This is a genomic window from Biomaibacter sp. TOL (assembly GCF_059717795.1).
This window is the reverse complement of the sequence record NZ_AP046092.1, coordinates 951,016-969,208: the sequence shown is the minus strand read 5'-3', so window position 1 is coordinate 969,208 and position 18,193 is coordinate 951,016. Positions and strand designations below refer to the sequence as shown.

Below are 18,193 nucleotides of genomic sequence, written 5' to 3'. Positions count from 1 at the left end.
TTAATAATGACAAATTGTGCATTTGGAATTGTTTAATCAGTCAGAACATGGTAAAATAACTTTATGTGAGTAAGGAAATATTGATCAATCTGAGTGATGACAGGGGGTGAATTTTTTGGGCGAGGAAGTAAAAAAATCGCTTTCCGATGAAGCAATGGTTGCGGCCCTTGCTATGCAGCAAAATGAGATTACCGAGTATGCAACTTACAAAGCGATTGCTGCACGGCTGAAAGACGACAAGAATAAGCAGATTTTGGAGAAAATCGGCGACGAAGAAAAGATTCATTATGAAATATGGAAGGGCTATACGGAGCGGGAGATGAAGCCGCAGGCATTGAAGGTATGGTGGCGGAAACTGCTGGCGGTTTTGCTGGGGTTTACTTTTACGATTAAACTTATGGAGAACGGCGAGGCCATAGCGCAGAAAAACTACGCTGCGCTGGTGGAGGAAGTGCCGGAATGTAAAAAGATTCAGGAACAGGAAAATGAGCATGAGAATGCGCTTATGGGAATGCTCGAAGAGGAACGGCTGCAGTATGTCGGTTCAATGGTGCTAGGGCTTAACGATGCATTGGTTGAACTGACCGGCACGCTTGCGGGACTTACGCTTGCACTGCAAAATACCAGGATCATTGCGCTGTCGGGACTCATTACCGGAATTTCCGCAACGCTATCTATGGCTTCCAGCGAGTTTTTGTCGGCAAAGAGCGAAGGCCGCGATGACGCACTTAAATCCTGCGTTTATACAGGCATTGCCTACTTGGTAACAGTGGCGCTGCTCATCCTGCCTTATCTGCTGTTTACGCCCCAAAACTACCTGTTTGCGCTCATGACGATGCTGGCTGTGGTGGTGCTGATTATCGCTGCTTTCAATTACTATATTGCAGTGGCGAAAGACCTGCAGTTTAAACGCCGTTTTGTGGAGATGGCGCTTATCAGCCTCAGCGTTGCGGCACTGTCGTTTGTCGTAGGACTGGTTGTGAAAAATGTGCTGGGGGTTGATATTTGATAAGAGCATGGAGAAAGATTGTCCCTGGCTTTTATATTGTGGTCTTTAAGAAGGTCGAACCAGACAGTACGCATTGACAATGCGCGATAAATACGATAATATAAATATCTAGAAAATATTGCAGCAAAATAAAATAGAAAAGCATCAAATCGATGACGGGGACAGTAGGCGGCGGAAAACTTCCCAGCGAGCGGGGGAAGGTGAAAGCCCCGCAGGATACCAATGGCTGAAGATCACCCCGGAGTGCGGTCCCGAAACTTATGGAGTAGGTTCCGACGGCAAGACCGTTATTTTTCTAAAGAGGATATAAAGCTTCATGGAGAAGACAGTGAAGTCACCGGAGCATTTAAAATGCACTGAAAATGATTCCGAACGTATTTTCCGGGCTTTATATCCATAAGGGTGGTAACACGGGAGAAATCTCGTCCCTTCGGGGGCGGGATTTTTGTTTTACATTAAAATTAGGAGGTTTTGTATGTTCAGGAAAGTAGAACCCACTATGAATTTTGCTCCCATAGAGGAGAAGATACTGGAATTCTGGAAACAAAACGATATATTCAAAAAGAGCATCGAAAACAGGAAGGATGCCCCCGATTATGTGTTTTACGAAGGACCGCCTACAGCTAACGGCATGCCCCATGCGGGCCATGTTTTGACTCGGGTGGTAAAGGACCTGATACCCCGCTACAGGACCATGATGGGCTACAGGGTGGACCGGAAGGCGGGATGGGATACCCACGGGCTTCCCGTTGAGCTGGAAGTGGAGAAACAGCTGGGCATCAGCGGAAAGCCGGAAATCGAGAAATACGGCGTGGAGGATTTTATAAAGAAATGCAAGGCCAGCGTGTTCACCTATGAGCAGGAATGGCGCAGGATGACGGAGAGGGTGGGCTTCTGGATAGATATGGACCACCCGTATGTCACATATCACAATAACTACATCGAATCCGTATGGTGGGCGTTAAAGAAGATATGGGAAAAGGGCCTTTTATATAAAGGCCATAAGGTGGTGCCCTACTGTCCCCGATGCGGCACTTCGCTTTCCAGCCACGAGGTGGCCCAAGGGTACGAGGAAGTGGAAGATCCATCCGTATATGTAAAATTTCCGGTAGCGGAGGAGCCCGGTACCTTTTTCCTGGTATGGACCACCACGCCGTGGACCCTCCCTTCCAATGTGGCACTGGCGGTCAAAGATGACTATACCTACGTAAAGGTGGAACACAACGGAGAAAAGTTGATTCTTGCCGAGGGAAGGCTTCAGGTGCTGGATGGGGAATACAAAGTGCTGGAGAAATTCCCCGGCGAGAAACTGGCATCCATGAAATATAATCCGGTATTCCCCTTCTTTGAGAAAGAAAAGGAAAGGGCCTTCTATGTGGTGACAGCCGATTTTGTAACCCTGGAGGACGGTTCCGGAATAGTCCATATCGCTCCCGCCTTCGGTGAAGACGACTCCAGGGTGGGCCAGAAGTACGGCCTGCCGGTGCTGCAGCCAGTGGACGCTCAGGGGAAATTTACGGCCGAAGTCGGTCCCTGGGCGGGCATGTTTGTAAAGGATGCCGACAAGGGCATAATAAAAGATTTAAAGCAGAGAAATATTTTGTATAAAGCCCAGAAGTACCTGCACAGTTATCCCTTCTGCTGGCGCTGCGATACTCCGCTTCTTTACTACGGGCGCAGCAGCTGGTTTATAAAGACCACGGCCATCAGGGACAGGCTCATGGAAATAAATAAAAAGATCGGGTGGCATCCGGAACACATCAGGGATGGCCGCTTCGGCAACTTCCTGGAGAATGTCATAGACTGGTGTCTGAGTAGAGAGCGTTACTGGGGGACACCCCTCAACATATGGATATGCAAGGATTGCTGCCGCCAGCATGCGGTAGGCAGCATAAAAGAGTTAAAAGAAATGAGCAAAAACCCCATAGGAGACATTGAACTCCATAAGCCCTATGTAGATGAAGTCGTGCTGGCATGTCCCGATTGCGGTGGAGAAATGAAAAGGGTGCCGGAGGTCATAGACTGCTGGTTTGATTCCGGGTCTATGCCCTTTGCGCAAAACCATTATCCTTTTGAAAATGAGGAGTATTTTAAAAACCATTTTCCCGCAGACTTCATTGCCGAGGCCATAGACCAGACCAGAGGCTGGTTCTACAGCCTTCTGGTGATTTCCACGCTGCTCTTTGACGAATCCCCATACAAAAACGTTTTGGTAATGGGCCATGTGCTGGATGAATTCGGCCAGAAGATGAGCAAACACAAGGGCAATGTGCTGGACCCGTGGAAGGTTTTGAATGAACAGGGGGCCGACGCCATGCGGTGGTACCTGTATGTGGCAAGCCCGCCGTGGAGTCCCAGCAGGTTCTATCAGGATGCCGTTAGCGAAGCGCAAAGGAAATTCCTGGGCACACTTTGGAACGTCTATTCTTTCTTTGTACTTTATGCAAATATTGACGGATTCGATCCAAAGAAATATTCGCTTTCGCCGGAAGAAAGAAGCGAAATGGATCGGTGGCTCCTGTCAAGAGTCAACAGCGTCAATAAAAAGGTCAGGGAAGAGTTGGATGAACTGGATATCACCGGTGCCGCCAGGACCCTGGAAGACTTTGTGGATGACCTTAGCAACTGGTACGTGCGCCGCTCGCGGGAGCGCTACTGGAAATCCGGGATGGACAGCGATAAAATAGCGGCTTACCTTACACTGTACGAGGCTCTTGTAGATTTCATCAAATTGTCTGCGCCCTTTGTGCCGTTTATCACCGAGGAGCTTTATCAAAACCTCGTGAAAGTTCCGTATCCTGAAGCTCCTGAGAGCATTCACCTGTGCGACTATCCCGAAGTGAATGAGGCGCTCATCGATAAAATCCTGGAACACAAGATGGAACTGGCCAGGAAAATAGTGGAACTTGGCAGGGCCGCGCGGAACAAAGGGAAGATAAAGAATCGGCAGCCACTTCGCAAGATGATGGTGCAGCTTCGCAATCCCGAGGACGAGGCGCTGCTTTTGGACCTTTCTGATGTTATAAAGGAAGAATTAAATATAAAAGAAATTGAATACATCCATGTGGCGGAAGAATATTTCATCTATTCGGTAAAACCCAGGTTCGATCTGCTCGGTCCAAAATATGGCAGGCTCATGTCAGCCATCGCAAAAGAAATCGCAGCGGCAGATGCGGTTAAACTTATCAATAAAGCCCGGGCGGAGGGCGAAGTTTTATTGGATGTAAATGGAGAAAAAGTAATCATAGCCGCAAATGAACTTGACATCAGAGCTCAGGACAAAGAAGGATTCTGCGCCGAAGGCGAAGGTGGGTACTATGTGGTGCTGGATACTACCATTACCCATGATCTTATGTTGGAGGGCATAGCCCGGGAACTGACCAGCAAGATTCAGAACATGAGAAAAGAAGCCGGCTTTGAAGTGGAGGATAAAATTCACCTGTATTACACCGGCGACGAAACTATCGATGAGGTAATGGAGAAGTTCGGCAGAGACATTCAGACCGATACATTGGCGCTGTCGGTGGAAAGAACTCTGCCGCCGGAAGATGGCTTTTCCAGGGTATGGGATATAAATAACCACAAGGTAAATATAGGGGTTAAAAAGGCCTGAAAAGGAGCAAAATGAGTCAGGGGACGGTTCCTTGACTCACTTAAGTGAGTCAAGGAACCGTCCCCTGACTCAACAACTGACTCACTGACTCACTGAGCCCGGGAGAAAAATTATGGAGAGGAGAAAAGCACTGGTTTTACGGCGGCAGTTATGGCATTCATTATAGAAAACATACATCCTTTTAATCTGGAAATTATGCTCGATGGAGGTCAAACTTTTCTGTGGAACAGGCAAAAAGATGAATCGTATATAGGAGTAATAGGCGGCAGAGTATTAAAAGTACGGCAGCAGGATGATTGCCTGATATTCGATTCTTTTCCTGAAGATGAAAATATTGCGGACCGCGTTCGAGATTATTTCGACTTGGACAGGGATTATAACTCCATAGAAAAATGGTTATTTCAGTATGATGAGCTTATCCCTGCCGTAAGATACTGCAGCGGCAACCGCATTCTCCATCAGGATCCGTGGGAGACCACTGTATGTTTCATTACTTCTGCGAACAACAGCATACCGAATATTAAAAAGACAATAGCGCGAATCTGCGAATATTTCGGCGAGCCACTGGAATACGAAGGGAAAACCTATTACGCATTCCCGCCTCCGGAGGTTCTGGCCAAAGTGCCGGAAGAGGAATTGAGGAAGACCCGGTGCGGTTTCAGGGCGAAATACATCGCAGAAACCGCCAGAATGGTAGCCGGTGGTGAAGTGGATCTGTATAACCTGCATAAACTTCCTACACAAAAAGCCCGGGAACAGCTCATGAGATTCCCCGGAGTGGGCCGGAAGGTAGCCGACTGCATCCTGCTGTTTTCCATGAGGAAATTCGATGCCTTTCCCATAGATGTATGGATAAAAAGAGTGCTGGAGCACCTCTACTTTAAAGGACAAAATATGTCGCAAAACAAACTCCAGGAATTTACCGCACAAAGATTCGGCAGTATGAAGGGGTTCGCCCAGCAGTACCTGTTTCATTATACCAGGACTTTATGGGGAAAAGATGAATTTATGGAAAATGCATAATTCCATGGTCCGGTAAAGTTGGAATGAACCTTAACTATAATAAATTAATTGTACAAATCAACAAAAAATTTTAATAAAGTATAGCATAAATAAATATAATGTGCTATAATAATAGTATCGAAAAATTGTTGGAGGGGATAAGCATGAGTCCGGAACAAACTATTATTATAGCAAAAAGTTGCGATGAGTATGAGAAAAGCAGCAGCGTAAAATATCCCGCCAGATACCTGGCACAATTTGAATCCTGCAAGAACTGCACCCACTGGAACCTGGGAAGATGCCCACAGGCACAGGATATTTTAAAAACCATAGATTAACTGCCGGCTGCGGAAACCCGCAGCTTTTTTATTGTAATTTATGGATAATGCAAAAAATTGCAGAGACGCTGCTTACGGCAACCCGGCTGGCTGCCAGCAGCCATCATTTAAGATTAATATAAATTTATGATATGGATGTTATATTTTCTGTAGGGGCAGAGCTTTGCTCCGCCCGCTCCTTTATGATATTGACAGTTCGGATTTGATGCCGTATAATTTATTTAGAAGCTTTTCTAAATATCAAACTACACTCATATGTCGTTATATATTGCTATATGTATTATACTAATACTTTCGAGGGGGAGTTGAAATGAATAACAGAGAAAGATTCCGCATACCTGTAGACTGGTGGATGGCCGCTTTGATCCTTGCTCTGTATGTCTTGGGTTTTATACTGTATCCGAAACTGCCGGATATGATGCCCAGCCACTGGAACCTTGAAGGGGAAGTAGATGGTTATACGGCAAAAACCGGCCATATTATTTTTTTCCCGACCCTCATACTCGGGCTGTATTTATTGATGTCCTTCGCTCCTAAGATAGATCCGAAGGCAGAAAACTATAAAAAATTCCAGGGTGTGTTCCGGGGGTTCAGGATACTGATAGTCCTGGTCCTCGCGGGGATATATGTGGCTACTCTTTTATATGCCCTGGGTATTCCGGTATCCATCGGGAAAGTATCAATTTTCACCATAGGGATGATGTTGATATTTGTTGGCAATTACTTTGGCAAGGTGCGCCACAACTACACCTTTGGTATAAAGACACCATGGACACTGGCCAATGAAGAGGTATGGAACAGGACACACCGTGTATCGGGACCTCTCTGGGTAATAGCGGGTTTAATCTGGATATTCAGCATATTCCTGCCGGGAAAGCCTGCGTTTGTCATAGATATGATAGCACTAGGAATAGCCGGGGTGTATGGGTTTATCTATTCCTATTGGCTTTTTAATAAACTCAAAGATATTTCGTAAGCTTTTGTGAGGAAGGTGCCGATTTTATGAGCTTAAATATCATATTTAAAGCCCTTTCCGACCCCATACGCAGGAAAATCTTGATTATGCTGAAGAAAAGGGATATGACGGCTGGTGAGATAGCAGAACAGTTTAATATAACAAAGCCCAGCATTTCCCACCATCTCAATATACTGAAACAGGCGGGTATGGTTATAGACGAAAGGAAAGGCCAGAATATATACTATTCCATCAACACATCGGTGTTTGAGGATGTAGTGAGTTTCGGGATGGGCCTATTACAAGACAAATAAAATATTATCTTTTCTGCAGGGTGAGTCAGGGGACGGTTCTCTGACTCATTTTTGAGTCAAGGAACCGTCCCCTGACTCAAACCGGCTCAGATAATCATCCAGCGGACGAAGCGGTTACAACATCAACCGACAGAGGAACGCCGGAAGTTTTACCGTCCCTCAGAAAGCCTTTGAGGGAAAAAATCAGCGGCATAGATGTGCTGCAGATGAAAGATGCCGCAAGAGCCTTAAAGATAAGCGGCATATATGTCGAAACCGGCATGGGCTGCACCGGCCCCGTCATCCTCGTGGTAAAAGAAGATTTAATACAGACTCTCGAAATACTGAAAAAGGTGCCAGGCACTCACTTATTCACTTATTGAACTTTCAGACATTATTTGAATGCGAGTAGTAGCGGCACTAAGGGTGGGCTAATATCAACAATTGTAAAAAGATGCAGGACATTTCCTGCGTCTTTTTAATTTTAATGCGGAAGCGGCACTAAGGGGGTCGCTATTATTATTTTTAACCCAGTAACCCCATTCTGTCCTGATGAATATTATAAAGAAGGTTAAATTTTAAATCTTTTGGGAGGAGTGATGATTTTGAAGCGGTTTACATTTCTACTGGTGTTTGTGATGTTGTTTTCGATTTTGGCGGTAGGATGTGGACAGCAGCCTGTGCAAGAGCAGCCGAAACATAAGCAGGAGACGGCGCAAACTTCTCAACAGCCTGCTGCGACTGAAGCCGGGATGGCGGAAAAGAAGATGGAACTTACCCCGCTTTCGCCGGCGGTCAAAGTCACGGTGGGTCTGAAACAGGTGGTTTCCGATGCGGGTGTTCTAATCGGCATTGCCAGAGGCTATTATAAGGACCTTGGCATTGAAATCGAGATGGTACAGTTCAATACCGGCCAGGATATGATCAATGCCCTGGGGGCGGGGCAGCTGGATGTAGGATGCACGGTCACCGCATCGGGCCTCTTTAACGCCATGCTGAGGGGTATACCGATTAAGATAGTGGCGGACAAAGGTATCAATGTGGCGGGGCAGGGATATTATCGGTTGATGATAAGAAAAGACCTGGCTGATAAAATCAAGGACTTTAAAGATTTGAAAGGGAGAAAACTGGCTGTGGTCGGCACCGCATCCCTGGATGAAATAGCACTGGACCGGGTGCTGAATAAAGGCGGAATGACCACAAAAGATGTGGACCTTCAGGTCATCAGGGCTTTTCCAGATATTGTGGCTGCAATGAGCAATGGGAGCATAGACGGCGGCATGGTGATAGAACCCTTTGTTACGGCCGCCATCTCAAAAGGAATTGCAGATCCTTGGAAAGACCCTTCGGAATATGACCCGGACGCTCAGACCGCCCTCCTTGTATACGGGAAGAGCATGCTGGAAAAGCCCGAAGCGGCAAAACGGTTCATGGTGGCGTATATAAAATCCCTGAGGGATTACAACGACGCCTTCTTCAAAAATATAAACCGGGACGAAATAATTTCTATCCTTTCCCAATATTCTACGGTCAAAGACAAAGAGCTATATAATAAGATGTATCCGGTGGGCCTAAATCCCGATGGATATGTGAGGATGAAGGGTATACAGATGGACCTTGACTGGTACAAACAGAGGGACCTTTTAAAAGGTGATTTGAAAACTGAAGACGTGGTGGATAACAGTTTCTGCGATTATGCAGTTCAGGTCCTTGGGAAGTATTAGAATCCAGTGGGTTTGCGGCCGAAAACCTGAATAGTTTTCGGCTGCTATCTGGAAGGGAGTTGCATCACGAATGAGCATGGCGGAAGAACAAATCCGCAAGACCTTTGGACGGGTAATAGTAAAAGAAGAAAAGGCTAAAGTCAAAAGCAAATCATGGGCCAGTAAGGAATTGCTGTTAAAAGTCCTGGCTTTATTGTCCCCTTCTCTGATTCTCGTTTTGTGGGAGGTTCTGGCAGGGCTCGGCGTAATTGATGTAAGGCTTTTCTCCAGCCCTTCCAAAATATTTTCCGCACTGATTCCAATGTTATATTCGGGAGAACTGCTTTACCATACCATGGTAAGTACCCGGAGAATAGTTCTGGGATTTTTGGCGGGAGCTGCACCCGGTGTGATTCTGGGGCTTTCCATGGGATTGTTTCCACCGGTGAGGGCAAGCCTCATGCCGATGGTGGCGGCCACTTTCCCCATTCCCAAGCTGGCGGTCATGCCGCTTATTCTCATCATTTTCGGCCTTGGGGAGACATCCAAAATCTTTACCATTGCCATAGGCGTGTTTTACCTTGTTTTGATAAATACCATGGCGGGAGTTTTAAATATAGATGAGATTTATCTGGATGTGGCTAAAAATTTTGGAGCAAGCCGCTTCCAGTTCTATATGACCGTAGCCCTGCCCGGAGCGCTTCCCATGATATTCGCGGGTTTCAAACTGGGGATGGGCACCGCACTGCTGCTTATAGTCGCTGCGGAACTTTCGGCGGCAAAGGCCGGTGTGGGGTGGATGGTATGGAGAGCTTACGACATGTTCGACATTGAAAAGATGTTTGTGGCTCTGATTACTATGGCATTTCTGGGATATGTGTTTTCTTGCATGCTGGACCTCATAGAAAGGATTGTGATACCGTGGAAGAGCGGAAAGGGTTGAAAGACATATATCCCACCGAGGCCATACTTACCGAAAACTTGACAAAGGTGTTCAAAGTACGTGGCGGCAGCGTCGTTGCTCTTGAGGATGTCAACATTTCCGTAAAAGACGGAGAATTTCTGTGCATTGTAGGGCCCAGCGGCTGCGGCAAAACCACGTTCTTGAGGATACTGGCGGGTCTTGAAAAACAGACTTCGGGAAGGGTTTACATGCGTTCCAAGGATCCTGAAAAACCCCTCACATCCATGGTTTTTCAGGGAGATTCGGTATTTCCGTGGATGACCGTCGCGGAAAACGTGGCTTACGGGCTTAGAATAAAAGGCGTTCCGCCAAAAGATCGAAGGGAAGCCGCAGCCAGGTATTTAAAGCTTATGGGGCTTTCAAAGTTTGCAGACGCATATCCTTATCAGCTGTCGGGCGGTATGAAACAGAGGATAAATGTGGCCAGAGCTTTTGTGAGCGACCCGGAAATACTGTTGATGGATGAACCCTTTGGCGCACTGGATGAACAAAACCGCCTGATTCTTCAGCAGGAACTCCTGAAGATATGGGAAGGGAGCGGCAAAACTTCGCTGTTTATTACCCACAGCATCGATGAAGCACTTATCCTCGGGGACAGGGTAATGGTAATGACGGCACATCCCGGAAAAATAAAGGCCATAGTGGATGTGGACATAGAAAGGCCCAGGGAGATTCTCTCTCTGAGATCATCCCCAGGGTTTGCGGCACTTTACCGGGAAATCTGGCATCTTCTTCAGGAAGAAGTCGAAAAGGCTAAAGCAAAGGAACTTGCAATATGAAAAAGGAGAGATGCTTTTGGATATATTGTCCAACATAGTGCTCGCAATTGCGGTGAGCGTTGATGGTTTTTCCATAGGTGTCATTTACGGCATGAGGGATATTGAAATACCGTGGTTTTCTCAGCTCATCATTGCTCTTTCCACGTCTTGCGCCCTTTTTGTGGCCATGATCTTCGGGAAGGCTGCGGAAGCATTTTTAAACCCCGATATGGCGAGGTTTATAGGCGCCTTTATCCTGCTTGCCGTCGGCATATGGTCCCTGATGGAGGCGGTAAAACGAAGCGTTTCTTCCGGTCGGGACCGGGCAAGGGCCATCGCCACTTTAAAAATCAAGCCTCTGGGGCTGGTAGTGACGATTTTAAGAGAACCTGTTATTGCCGACAGGGATATATCCGGAGAAATTGACCCAAAAGAAGCCTTCCTTCTGGGAACCGCTCTGGCCATGGACGCTTTCGGCGCCGGAATCGGCGCTGCTGCGGCGGGATTTAATGCGGCGCTTGTCATCATTCTTGTAACAATAATGAGTTTCCTATTTTTATATGCTGGGCTCTACATCGGGACTAAAAGAATGCCAGGCATGGAAAACTGCTGGGTGAAGTTCTTGCCCGGGGGCTTGCTTTTTGCCCTGGCGTTGACAAAAGTTTTCTACAGGTGAATAATCTCTGGATTTTAAGCCGGCTGAGAAATCCGGCTTTTTTTGATATAATAATAATGATTCGGGGATAAAAATCATTTTCCTGCCGGAGATGGCCCGGCAGCGAACTTAGTTTCTACACCTGAATCGATAAATATATTGTCGGCCGGGAGGTAATAAATTGCATCTTAAGCGGCATTATAAAGATTTGATGATTACAGCGGGGCTTACCGCGGTCATCGGAGAAATATATTTTTACCCTTTTGGCACGGCGTTCCGGTTTACTGCGGGAGTCATTGCCATATCGTTCATGATGTTATATTTTTTGAAAATTCCGGAGATGGTACTGATACCTTTTGCAGGAGCAGCAACGGTTGTCTTCAGGATTTTTTTGAGCATGGGCATACAGCAGAAACTTTTTGCGGAAGCCTTCAGTCTGCACTATCCTGCATTCTTTTTTTATTTATCCTATGCCGCTTTTTTGAAATTGGGCAGGATAAGGGAGCTTCTGGACTCTCCGGTCAACTTTATTTCAGTGATGACTCTTTCGGATATGGGAGCCAACTTCATTGAACTTTATATAAGACACGAGTTGAATCTTTTATATTTTCAGGGTATCTTCACTTCCATACTCGGAGTGGGATTGATTCGCAGCATCATCACCTTCAGCCTCTACTGGCTGATGGAGAGATACCGCCTGTTGATAGTCAGCGAAGAACATCAGAAGCGGTATGCAGAACTTTTGGAATTTGTATCGGAACTGAAATCCGAGCTATTGTATATAAAAAAAACCACTGGGGATCTGGAATATGCAATGAAAGAGGGCTATGAGATATATCGGTCGATTAACCCGGGACTGAGTGAGGATGATATAATAAAATTAAAAAAGCAGGCTCTCAATCTCGCAAAAGATATTCACGAAATAAAAAAGGATTATCTCAGAATAGTATCGGGAGTCAGAGAGCTTTTGCCTGAAGAAATGCAGGAAGGGATGCGCATCAGCACCATTGTAGCCATAATTAAATCCAACACTGAAAGATGGATGAAAAATGCCGGTAAGGAATCGGAATTGAAAACCTATATAGTGGGAGATCTTTTAGTAAAAAACTACTTTTCCATTTTTTCCATTATAAACAATCTTGTGTCAAATGCTCTCGACGCCATAGACGATAAAAATGGATATATCGAAATTCAGGCCATCGTAGACGAAGGATATATTTATATAATCGTAGCCGATAATGGCAAAGGAATTGACGAAAGGGATATGCCCTATATATTTGAACCGGGTTTTTCCACGAAATTCAATGAAGATGGTTCCATATCAACAGGTTTGGGGCTTACTCACGTAAAAAACCTGGTGGAGGATATAGGAGGAGAAATACTGGTGAAGTCCAAAAAAGGTAAAGGCACAAAATTCGAGATTAAGCTTCCTTTGAATGAGAACTTTGTTATAGATTTAGAAGGATACGATTAAGGTTAAATATTTGATGGGAAAGGAGGGGGGACTATGGAATTCAGGCTGATTATAGTGGACGATGATAAAGCTGTAAGGCGGATTCTGGCAGGGATTATAGAAAAACACGACCTGGGGGAAATAGTGGGAGAGGCCCAGGAAGGAGAAGAAGCAGAAAGGAAGATAGCAGCATTAAGACCCGATATAGCTCTTATGGATCTTTTGCTTCCCGGCAAAGACGGCATTGAGGTAATACGAACATTGAAACAGAGGAATATAAAAACATATTTCATAATGATTTCCCAGGTGGAAGACCAGGCTATGATATCTCAAGCCTACAGGAGCGGAATAGAATTCTTTATTCATAAGCCTATAAATGTAGTCGAAACGGTAAATGTCATATCGAAGGTAGAAGAACTGATAAGGCTGAAGACTACCTTTGAGCAGATAAAAAAGACGGTTACAAATATGTCCAAAGACGAGCTGAAGGGAACAAAAAGAAAATGCGGTTTGAGCAAAATAGAATTTTTTCTGGCAGACCTGGGGATACTGGGAGAATCTGGCAGCGATGACATTAAAGCAATCATAGAAAACTACGACAGGCTGAAACAAAAAATGGTAAATATGCAGGATGTTTACAATTTTTTGAGGGAGTACTATGAAGTAAGCGATAGGAGAAAATCTTCGGATGTCAAGGCTATAGAGATGAGGATAAGAAGGGCTATAGATAAAGCTTTGAAAAATGTGGCTTCCATGGGTATCGAGGATTATAACAACGAGCAGTTTTTAAGATTTTCATCCACTTTATTCGACTTTTTAGAGGTAAAAAAAGAGATGGACTTTTTAAGAGGCAAAAACAGCAACGGTGGTAAGATTAATGTAAAAAAGTTTCTCGAAGGTGGCGCGCTTCTCTGTCAGGAATAACGAAAACACCTTCCGGAAAAAGGAAGGTGTTTTCGTATATTTATTTAAGATGCCGCATGGACTTTCTTTTTGGCTGCTTTTTGTTTTTGTATGAGGTATCCGAAAATGAGTATTACAAGGCCTAAGAGGTCAGTTTCGATACCCGGCGTTACAAGGAGAATACCTCCTGCAAAAAACAGTATCCTTTCCAAAAAAGATTGTTCTGTGATGAAGTACCCGCATACCCCGCTGCCAACACCGATGATTCCGATGATGGAAGTAACAATGATTTCCATTATATCAAAGGTACTGACATTTATCATAAGCATCGAAGGATGGTACACGAATACATAAGGCACCAGAAATGCCGCAATAGCCAGCTTTGATGCCTGAATACCAGTCTTCAAAGGATTTGCCCTGGCTATACCGGCCCCCACAAAGGCCGCCAGAGCCACCGGTGGGGTAACATCGGCGATGATGCCGAAGTAAAAAGCAAACATATGGGCCGCCAGTACCGGTACATTCATCATTATGAGAGCCGGCGCGGCTATGGTGGAAGTTATAACATAGTTTGCCGTTGTCGGCACACCCATGCCCAGAATGAGCGAAGTTATCATGGTGAAGAAAAGGGTTAAAAACAGATTGCCGTTGGCGAAATCCACCAGTGTGGAACCCAGCTTGAGACCCAGGCCCGTCTGAGTCACGACGCCGACGATGATGCCGGCGCAAGCCGTAGCCGCTACAACCCCCAGAGCGCTTCGGGCTCCCTGTTCAAGCCCGCTGACTATGTCGCGGAAGCTGATTCTGGTGCTTTTACGGAGCATTGAGGAAGCAATGGCCAGGATTATGGCATAAAAGGCGGCTTTCATGGGAGTAAAACCTTCTACCAGAAGGTAAATTATAGCAAGGAGAGGAATGAGGAGATGCCCCTTTTCTTTAATGACAATACCGAGCTTTGGCAGTTCATCTTTTTTCATTCCCCGAAGTCCCAGCCTTTTGGCCTCAAAATGCACCTGGGTCCAGACTCCGAAGTAATATAACAGAGCCGGTATTATGGCCGCCTGGATTATTCTGAGGTACGGTACGCCGATGAACTCCGCCATCAGGAATGCTGCAGCTCCCATGATGGGGGGCATAAGCTGGCCGCCGGTGGAGGCGGTGGCTTCCACAGCTCCCGCAAATTCAGGCTTATAGCCGAGACTTTTCATCATGGGTATGGTGAAGCTTCCTGACCCGGCAGTATTGGCCACCGAGCTTCCTGAGACGGTGCCTTCCAGTGCCGAGGAAATAACGGCCACCTTTGCAGGGCCTCCGGCCGCCCAGCCTGCTACGGCATTGGCCAGATCAATAAATAATTGGCCCAGGCCTGTTTTTTCTAAAAAAGCTCCGAATAGTATAAATAGGAATATGAATTGTGAAGATACCCCGATGGGTATACCGAAGAGGCCTTCGGTGGTAAAAAATTGATGTTGGACAAGACCGGGGAGGTCTACTCCTCTATGGGCCAGCGCGCCGGGTATATGACGGCCGGTGAGTGCGTATACAATAAAGAGTGAAGCCACTATCACCATGGGCCACCCCACTACCCTCCTGACTGCATCCAGGACCAGCAGTATTCCGGCAAGCCCAATAATATAATCAAGGGTTGTGACAGTGCCGGCCCTCAATACCAGCTGTTGATAGAAGACGACTATATATAGAGGAACTGCCGCCCCCAGTATGGCAAAAATCAGGTCCACCGGATGGACCCTGTCCCGCGGCCATGAGCTCCTGGCAGGGTATAACAGGAATATAAGGCAAAGGGCAAAGGCCAGGTGTATGGACCTTTGAACCATGGCGTCCAGAACACCAAAAGCTGCGGTATAAAGCTGGAAAAGCGAAAAAGTAATGGCCAGGGCAGTTGCGATTTTGGCGAAAAAGCCTGTCAGCCTTCTGTAATCGGATTCTTTATCCACCTTTTTTAATATCTCTTCACTATCCAAAGCGGCCTGTTCAAAGTCTTTTTCGTTCATCTGGCATTTCAACTCCTTTAGACAGAGCTTTTGTTGTCTTTTTTAAACTTATGAGGTTCCATTTTTCAACAGCCTTGATATTTATACTTTCTTCCGGCTTTGTAAAGGATAACAGAGGATATGTTTTACCGTCAATAATAATTACATGCCCGGGTATGGGAGATACCATAATTGAGATGGAGGGGAATTTCCTGTTCAAACCGGTTATCCTGAACTCCCCGTTTTCATTGGAAAAATGCCCATTTTCGTCAGTAAAAGGGAGACCTACTCCGAGTGAATAGTATCTGGTCTCTTTCAATACGAGATTATTATCATCATCAATGTAATACACCTCGTAAACCGGAGTTTTTTGTACAGAGTGTATAAAACTCAGGGTAAATTTCCTGTCCGGAACCGGGAGGAGAAATTCCCTTTTGTCGGCATTGATTATGGAAAGGTATATTCCATGAACTATCCTGTATTTTGAAAAAAATCCCGCTAAAATAACCATAAAGATTATGACAATAATTTCCCATCTCGGTTTCATAAAATACTGAGCATTGGACTTATCCAATGCTCAGCAACCTCCTTCGAGTTATTTTTTTTCTTTGAAGTATTTTTCGGCTCCCGGATGAAGTGTTATAGACATACCTTCCTGTCCTGTTTCGGGTTTAATCTTTTCACCTACGGAATGGGCTGCTTTGATTCTGTCAAGGTTATCGTACATGGTCTTCACCAGGCTGTATGCGGTGTTTTCATCCATTTTAGAGCTTACTGCCAGCATTGACATAACCGATACGGCTTTAACATCTTCGGTCTGGCCGCTGTAAGTGTTGGCCGGGATTACAGTCTTTGTATAGAAAGGATATTGTTTTATTAATTTATCAGCAAAAGCATCGTCCACCGGAATCAGTTTTATCTTGTGCTGAGCTGCTATGTCTGTTACTGCCGCCGTCGGGAAACCGGCCGTCAGGAAAGCGGCATCGATGTTGCCGTCTTTCAGGTTATTGGCGGCTTCTGCAAAGGAAAGATACTGAGCGTTTATATCATTATAGGTGATACCCGCTGCTGCCAGTATCTGGCGGGCATTGGCTTCAGCGCCGCTGCCGGCGGCACCCACGGCCACTTTTTTGCCTTTGAGGTCTTCGATACTGTTAATGCCTTTGTTTTCCAATGTTACTATCTGGATGGTTTCGGGATATAATGCCGCAAGGCCTCTTATATCCGCATACTTTTTATCTTTGAACATTTCAGTGCCGTTGGCAGCATAGTAAGCTATGTCGTTTTGAACGAAGATTACATCCACCTTACCGTCTTTCAACAGGTTTACATTGGCCACCGAGGCTCCGGTGCTCTGGGCAGTGGCATTCATACCCTTTATGTTCTTATTCCATATTTCTATCAGGGCTCCACCCAGAGGATAATAGGTTCCGGCTGTCCCACCGGTGGCGAGATTGATAAAAATCTGACCTCCCGAGCTCTGATTTGAGCTCTGCTCCGAGCTCTGGCCTGAACTCTGGGAGCCACCGCTGCCGCTGCATCCGGCCAAAAGCACTGCTGCCAGCAGAATAGCCAGTGCAAGAGCCATCAACTTTTTGCTCATGTCTTTTCCCCCTTAACAAAGTATTTATAAAATTACATCGTTTTTAATTTTATCTTGCAAGTAACTGAATTCAACAGATTCCTACTGAATACCACAAAAATAATATCCATGTATACAGTATAATTATTCAATAATAAACAAAAATTCCTAACCATATCTCGCATTAAAATAATTATCAAAAAAACCTGTGACAGATTTTATGGTTTTACGATATAATTAATAAAGGGTCTTTCCCGGCAAATAATATAAATTAAGTAGGAGGGGTCTTAGTTGAAAAATGGAATTCTAACAGCTGTTATTGCCATAGTGGTGATACTGGCTGTGGTCGCTTTGTTTATCTTCGGCACTTACAATGGGCTTGTGGGCGCCGAGGAAAATGTCAACAGCAAATGGAGCCAGATCGAAAACCAGCTTCAAAGGAGAGCTGATCTTATTCCCAATCTTGTGAACACTGTAAAAGGTTATGCCGCCCATGAGCAAAACATATTTACCGAGGTCACTAAAGCGCGGGAGAAATTGATAGGTGCGGGGAGTGTGGCAGAAAAAGCCCAGGCTGATGCGGAGCTAAGTGGAGCACTTTCAAGGCTTCTTGCGATAGCTGAGAATTATCCCAACCTCAAAGCCGATGCCAATTTCCGGCAGCTGGCCGATGAACTGGCCGGCACCGAAAATCGCATTGCAGTGGCCCGCATGGATTACAACAATGCGGTCCAGGCTTACAACAGCAGGATAAGGAGATTTCCCACAGTTATAATAGCCGGTATGTTCGGATTTGAGAAAAAAGATTACTTCAAGGCTGAAGAAGGTGCAAAAGAAGTGCCCAAAGTCGACTTCAGCACCCAGGGCAGCGGCAATTGAAAATACGTGAGTCAGGGTGAGTCAGGGGACGGTTCCTTGACTCATCTTGATGAGTCAAGGAACCGTCCCCTGACTCATCCCTTGACAACGGGAAA

General features: G+C 45.7%; 17 protein-coding genes and 1 other annotated feature. Of the genes, 14 read left to right on the top strand and 3 right to left on the bottom strand.

Annotation, left to right across the window (positions count from 1 at the left end):
• Positions 1–154 precede the first annotated feature (154 nt).
• From AC6I1H_RS04865 to AC6I1H_RS04805, 13 genes are all read left to right on the top strand, one after another.
• Complete coding sequence (locus AC6I1H_RS04865; RefSeq protein WP_497740712.1) at positions 155–1,009, top strand: VIT1/CCC1 transporter family protein; 855 nt, start codon at positions 155–157, stop codon at positions 1,007–1,009.
• A gap of 143 nt (positions 1,010–1,152) precedes the next feature.
• Positions 1,153–1,442: a binding site (T-box leader), on the top strand.
• 42 nt (positions 1,443–1,484) lie between these two features.
• Positions 1,485–4,622, top strand: coding sequence for an isoleucine--tRNA ligase (ileS, locus tag AC6I1H_RS04860; RefSeq protein WP_497739849.1), 3,138 nt, complete (start codon positions 1,485–1,487; stop codon positions 4,620–4,622).
• 150 nt (positions 4,623–4,772) lie between these two features.
• Positions 4,773–5,645, top strand: a complete 873-nt coding sequence (locus tag AC6I1H_RS04855; RefSeq protein ID WP_497739848.1) for a DNA-3-methyladenine glycosylase family protein — start codon at positions 4,773–4,775, stop codon at positions 5,643–5,645.
• A 143-nt stretch (positions 5,646–5,788) separates the two neighbouring features.
• Positions 5,789–5,962, top strand: coding sequence for a hypothetical protein (locus AC6I1H_RS04850; RefSeq protein ID WP_497739847.1), 174 nt, complete (start codon positions 5,789–5,791; stop codon positions 5,960–5,962).
• Positions 5,963–6,272: 310 nt separating this feature from the next.
• Positions 6,273–6,938, top strand: a complete 666-nt coding sequence (locus AC6I1H_RS04845; protein ID WP_497739846.1) for an SdpI family protein — start codon at positions 6,273–6,275, stop codon at positions 6,936–6,938.
• Between the two features lie 26 nt (positions 6,939–6,964).
• Complete coding sequence (locus AC6I1H_RS04840; protein ID WP_497739845.1) at positions 6,965–7,231, top strand: autorepressor SdpR family transcription factor; 267 nt, start codon at positions 6,965–6,967, stop codon at positions 7,229–7,231.
• Positions 7,232–7,401: 170 nt separating this feature from the next.
• Entirely contained in the window at positions 7,402–7,593 is a 192-nt protein-coding gene (locus tag AC6I1H_RS04835; RefSeq protein ID WP_497739844.1) for a hypothetical protein, read from the top strand.
• Between the two features lie 222 nt (positions 7,594–7,815).
• Positions 7,816–8,934 (top strand): ABC transporter substrate-binding protein, encoded by a 1,119-nt coding sequence (locus AC6I1H_RS04830; RefSeq protein ID WP_497739843.1) that lies wholly within the window; start codon positions 7,816–7,818, stop codon positions 8,932–8,934.
• Positions 8,935–9,004: 70 nt separating this feature from the next.
• On the top strand, positions 9,005–9,856 hold the full coding sequence (locus AC6I1H_RS04825; protein ID WP_497739842.1) for an ABC transporter permease: 852 nt from the start codon (positions 9,005–9,007) through the stop codon (positions 9,854–9,856).
• A complete protein-coding gene (locus AC6I1H_RS04820) occupies positions 9,835–10,656 on the top strand; it encodes an ABC transporter ATP-binding protein (protein ID WP_497739841.1) in 822 nt (273 codons plus the stop codon). The genes AC6I1H_RS04825 and AC6I1H_RS04820 overlap by 22 nt, the downstream gene beginning before the upstream one ends.
• Before the next feature lie 16 nt (positions 10,657–10,672).
• The gene (ytaF, locus tag AC6I1H_RS04815; protein WP_497739840.1) at positions 10,673–11,311 is read left to right on the top strand and encodes a sporulation membrane protein YtaF; all 639 of its coding nucleotides are present in this window, start codon (positions 10,673–10,675) and stop codon (positions 11,309–11,311) included.
• Positions 11,312–11,471: 160 nt separating this feature from the next.
• A complete protein-coding gene (locus AC6I1H_RS04810) occupies positions 11,472–12,764 on the top strand; it encodes a sensor histidine kinase (protein WP_497739839.1) in 1,293 nt (430 codons plus the stop codon).
• Between the two features lie 33 nt (positions 12,765–12,797).
• Positions 12,798–13,667, top strand: coding sequence for a response regulator (locus tag AC6I1H_RS04805; protein ID WP_497739838.1), 870 nt, complete (start codon positions 12,798–12,800; stop codon positions 13,665–13,667).
• Positions 13,668–13,711: 44 nt separating this feature from the next.
• Here the strand turns inward: AC6I1H_RS04805 and AC6I1H_RS04800 are convergent, their stop codons facing one another.
• The 3 genes from AC6I1H_RS04800 to AC6I1H_RS04790 are packed head-to-tail and all read right to left on the bottom strand — an operon-like array spanning position 13,712 to position 17,240.
• Positions 13,712–15,658, bottom strand: a complete 1,947-nt coding sequence (locus AC6I1H_RS04800) for a TRAP transporter permease (protein ID WP_497739837.1) — start codon at positions 15,656–15,658, stop codon at positions 13,712–13,714.
• Positions 15,639–16,211 (bottom strand): DUF1850 domain-containing protein, encoded by a 573-nt coding sequence (locus tag AC6I1H_RS04795; RefSeq protein ID WP_497739836.1) that lies wholly within the window; start codon positions 16,209–16,211, stop codon positions 15,639–15,641. Before AC6I1H_RS04795 ends, AC6I1H_RS04800 begins: the two co-directional genes overlap by 20 nt.
• Positions 16,212–16,232: 21 nt before the next feature.
• Entirely contained in the window at positions 16,233–17,240 is a 1,008-nt protein-coding gene (locus tag AC6I1H_RS04790; RefSeq protein WP_497739835.1) for a TAXI family TRAP transporter solute-binding subunit, read from the bottom strand.
• A 282-nt stretch (positions 17,241–17,522) separates the two neighbouring features.
• On the opposite strand from AC6I1H_RS04790, the gene AC6I1H_RS04785 reads away from it, so the two are divergent.
• Positions 17,523–18,098: a LemA family protein gene (locus tag AC6I1H_RS04785; protein ID WP_497740711.1), complete on the top strand. Its 576-nt coding sequence runs from the start codon at positions 17,523–17,525 to the stop codon at positions 18,096–18,098.
• Positions 18,099–18,193 lie beyond the last annotated feature (95 nt).

Bases quoted from the DNA above. Each gene is read 5' to 3' on its own strand.
- AC6I1H_RS04865 (WP_497740712.1), top strand. From the start codon at position 155: ATGGTTGCGGCCCTTGCTATGCAGCAAAATGAGATTACCGAGTATGCA.
- ileS (WP_497739849.1), top strand. From the start codon at position 1,485: ATGTTCAGGAAAGTAGAACCCACTATGAATTTTGCTCCCATAGAGGAG.
- AC6I1H_RS04855 (WP_497739848.1), top strand. From the start codon at position 4,773: ATGGCATTCATTATAGAAAACATACATCCTTTTAATCTGGAAATTATG.
- AC6I1H_RS04850 (WP_497739847.1), top strand. From the start codon at position 5,789: ATGAGTCCGGAACAAACTATTATTATAGCAAAAAGTTGCGATGAGTAT.
- AC6I1H_RS04845 (WP_497739846.1), top strand. From the start codon at position 6,273: ATGAATAACAGAGAAAGATTCCGCATACCTGTAGACTGGTGGATGGCC.
- AC6I1H_RS04840 (WP_497739845.1), top strand. From the start codon at position 6,965: ATGAGCTTAAATATCATATTTAAAGCCCTTTCCGACCCCATACGCAGG.
- AC6I1H_RS04825 (WP_497739842.1), top strand. From the start codon at position 9,005: ATGAGCATGGCGGAAGAACAAATCCGCAAGACCTTTGGACGGGTAATA.
- AC6I1H_RS04805 (WP_497739838.1), top strand. From the start codon at position 12,798: ATGGAATTCAGGCTGATTATAGTGGACGATGATAAAGCTGTAAGGCGG.
- AC6I1H_RS04800 (WP_497739837.1), bottom strand. From the start codon at position 15,658: ATGAACGAAAAAGACTTTGAACAGGCCGCTTTGGATAGTGAAGAGATA.
- AC6I1H_RS04790 (WP_497739835.1), bottom strand. From the start codon at position 17,240: ATGAGCAAAAAGTTGATGGCTCTTGCACTGGCTATTCTGCTGGCAGCA.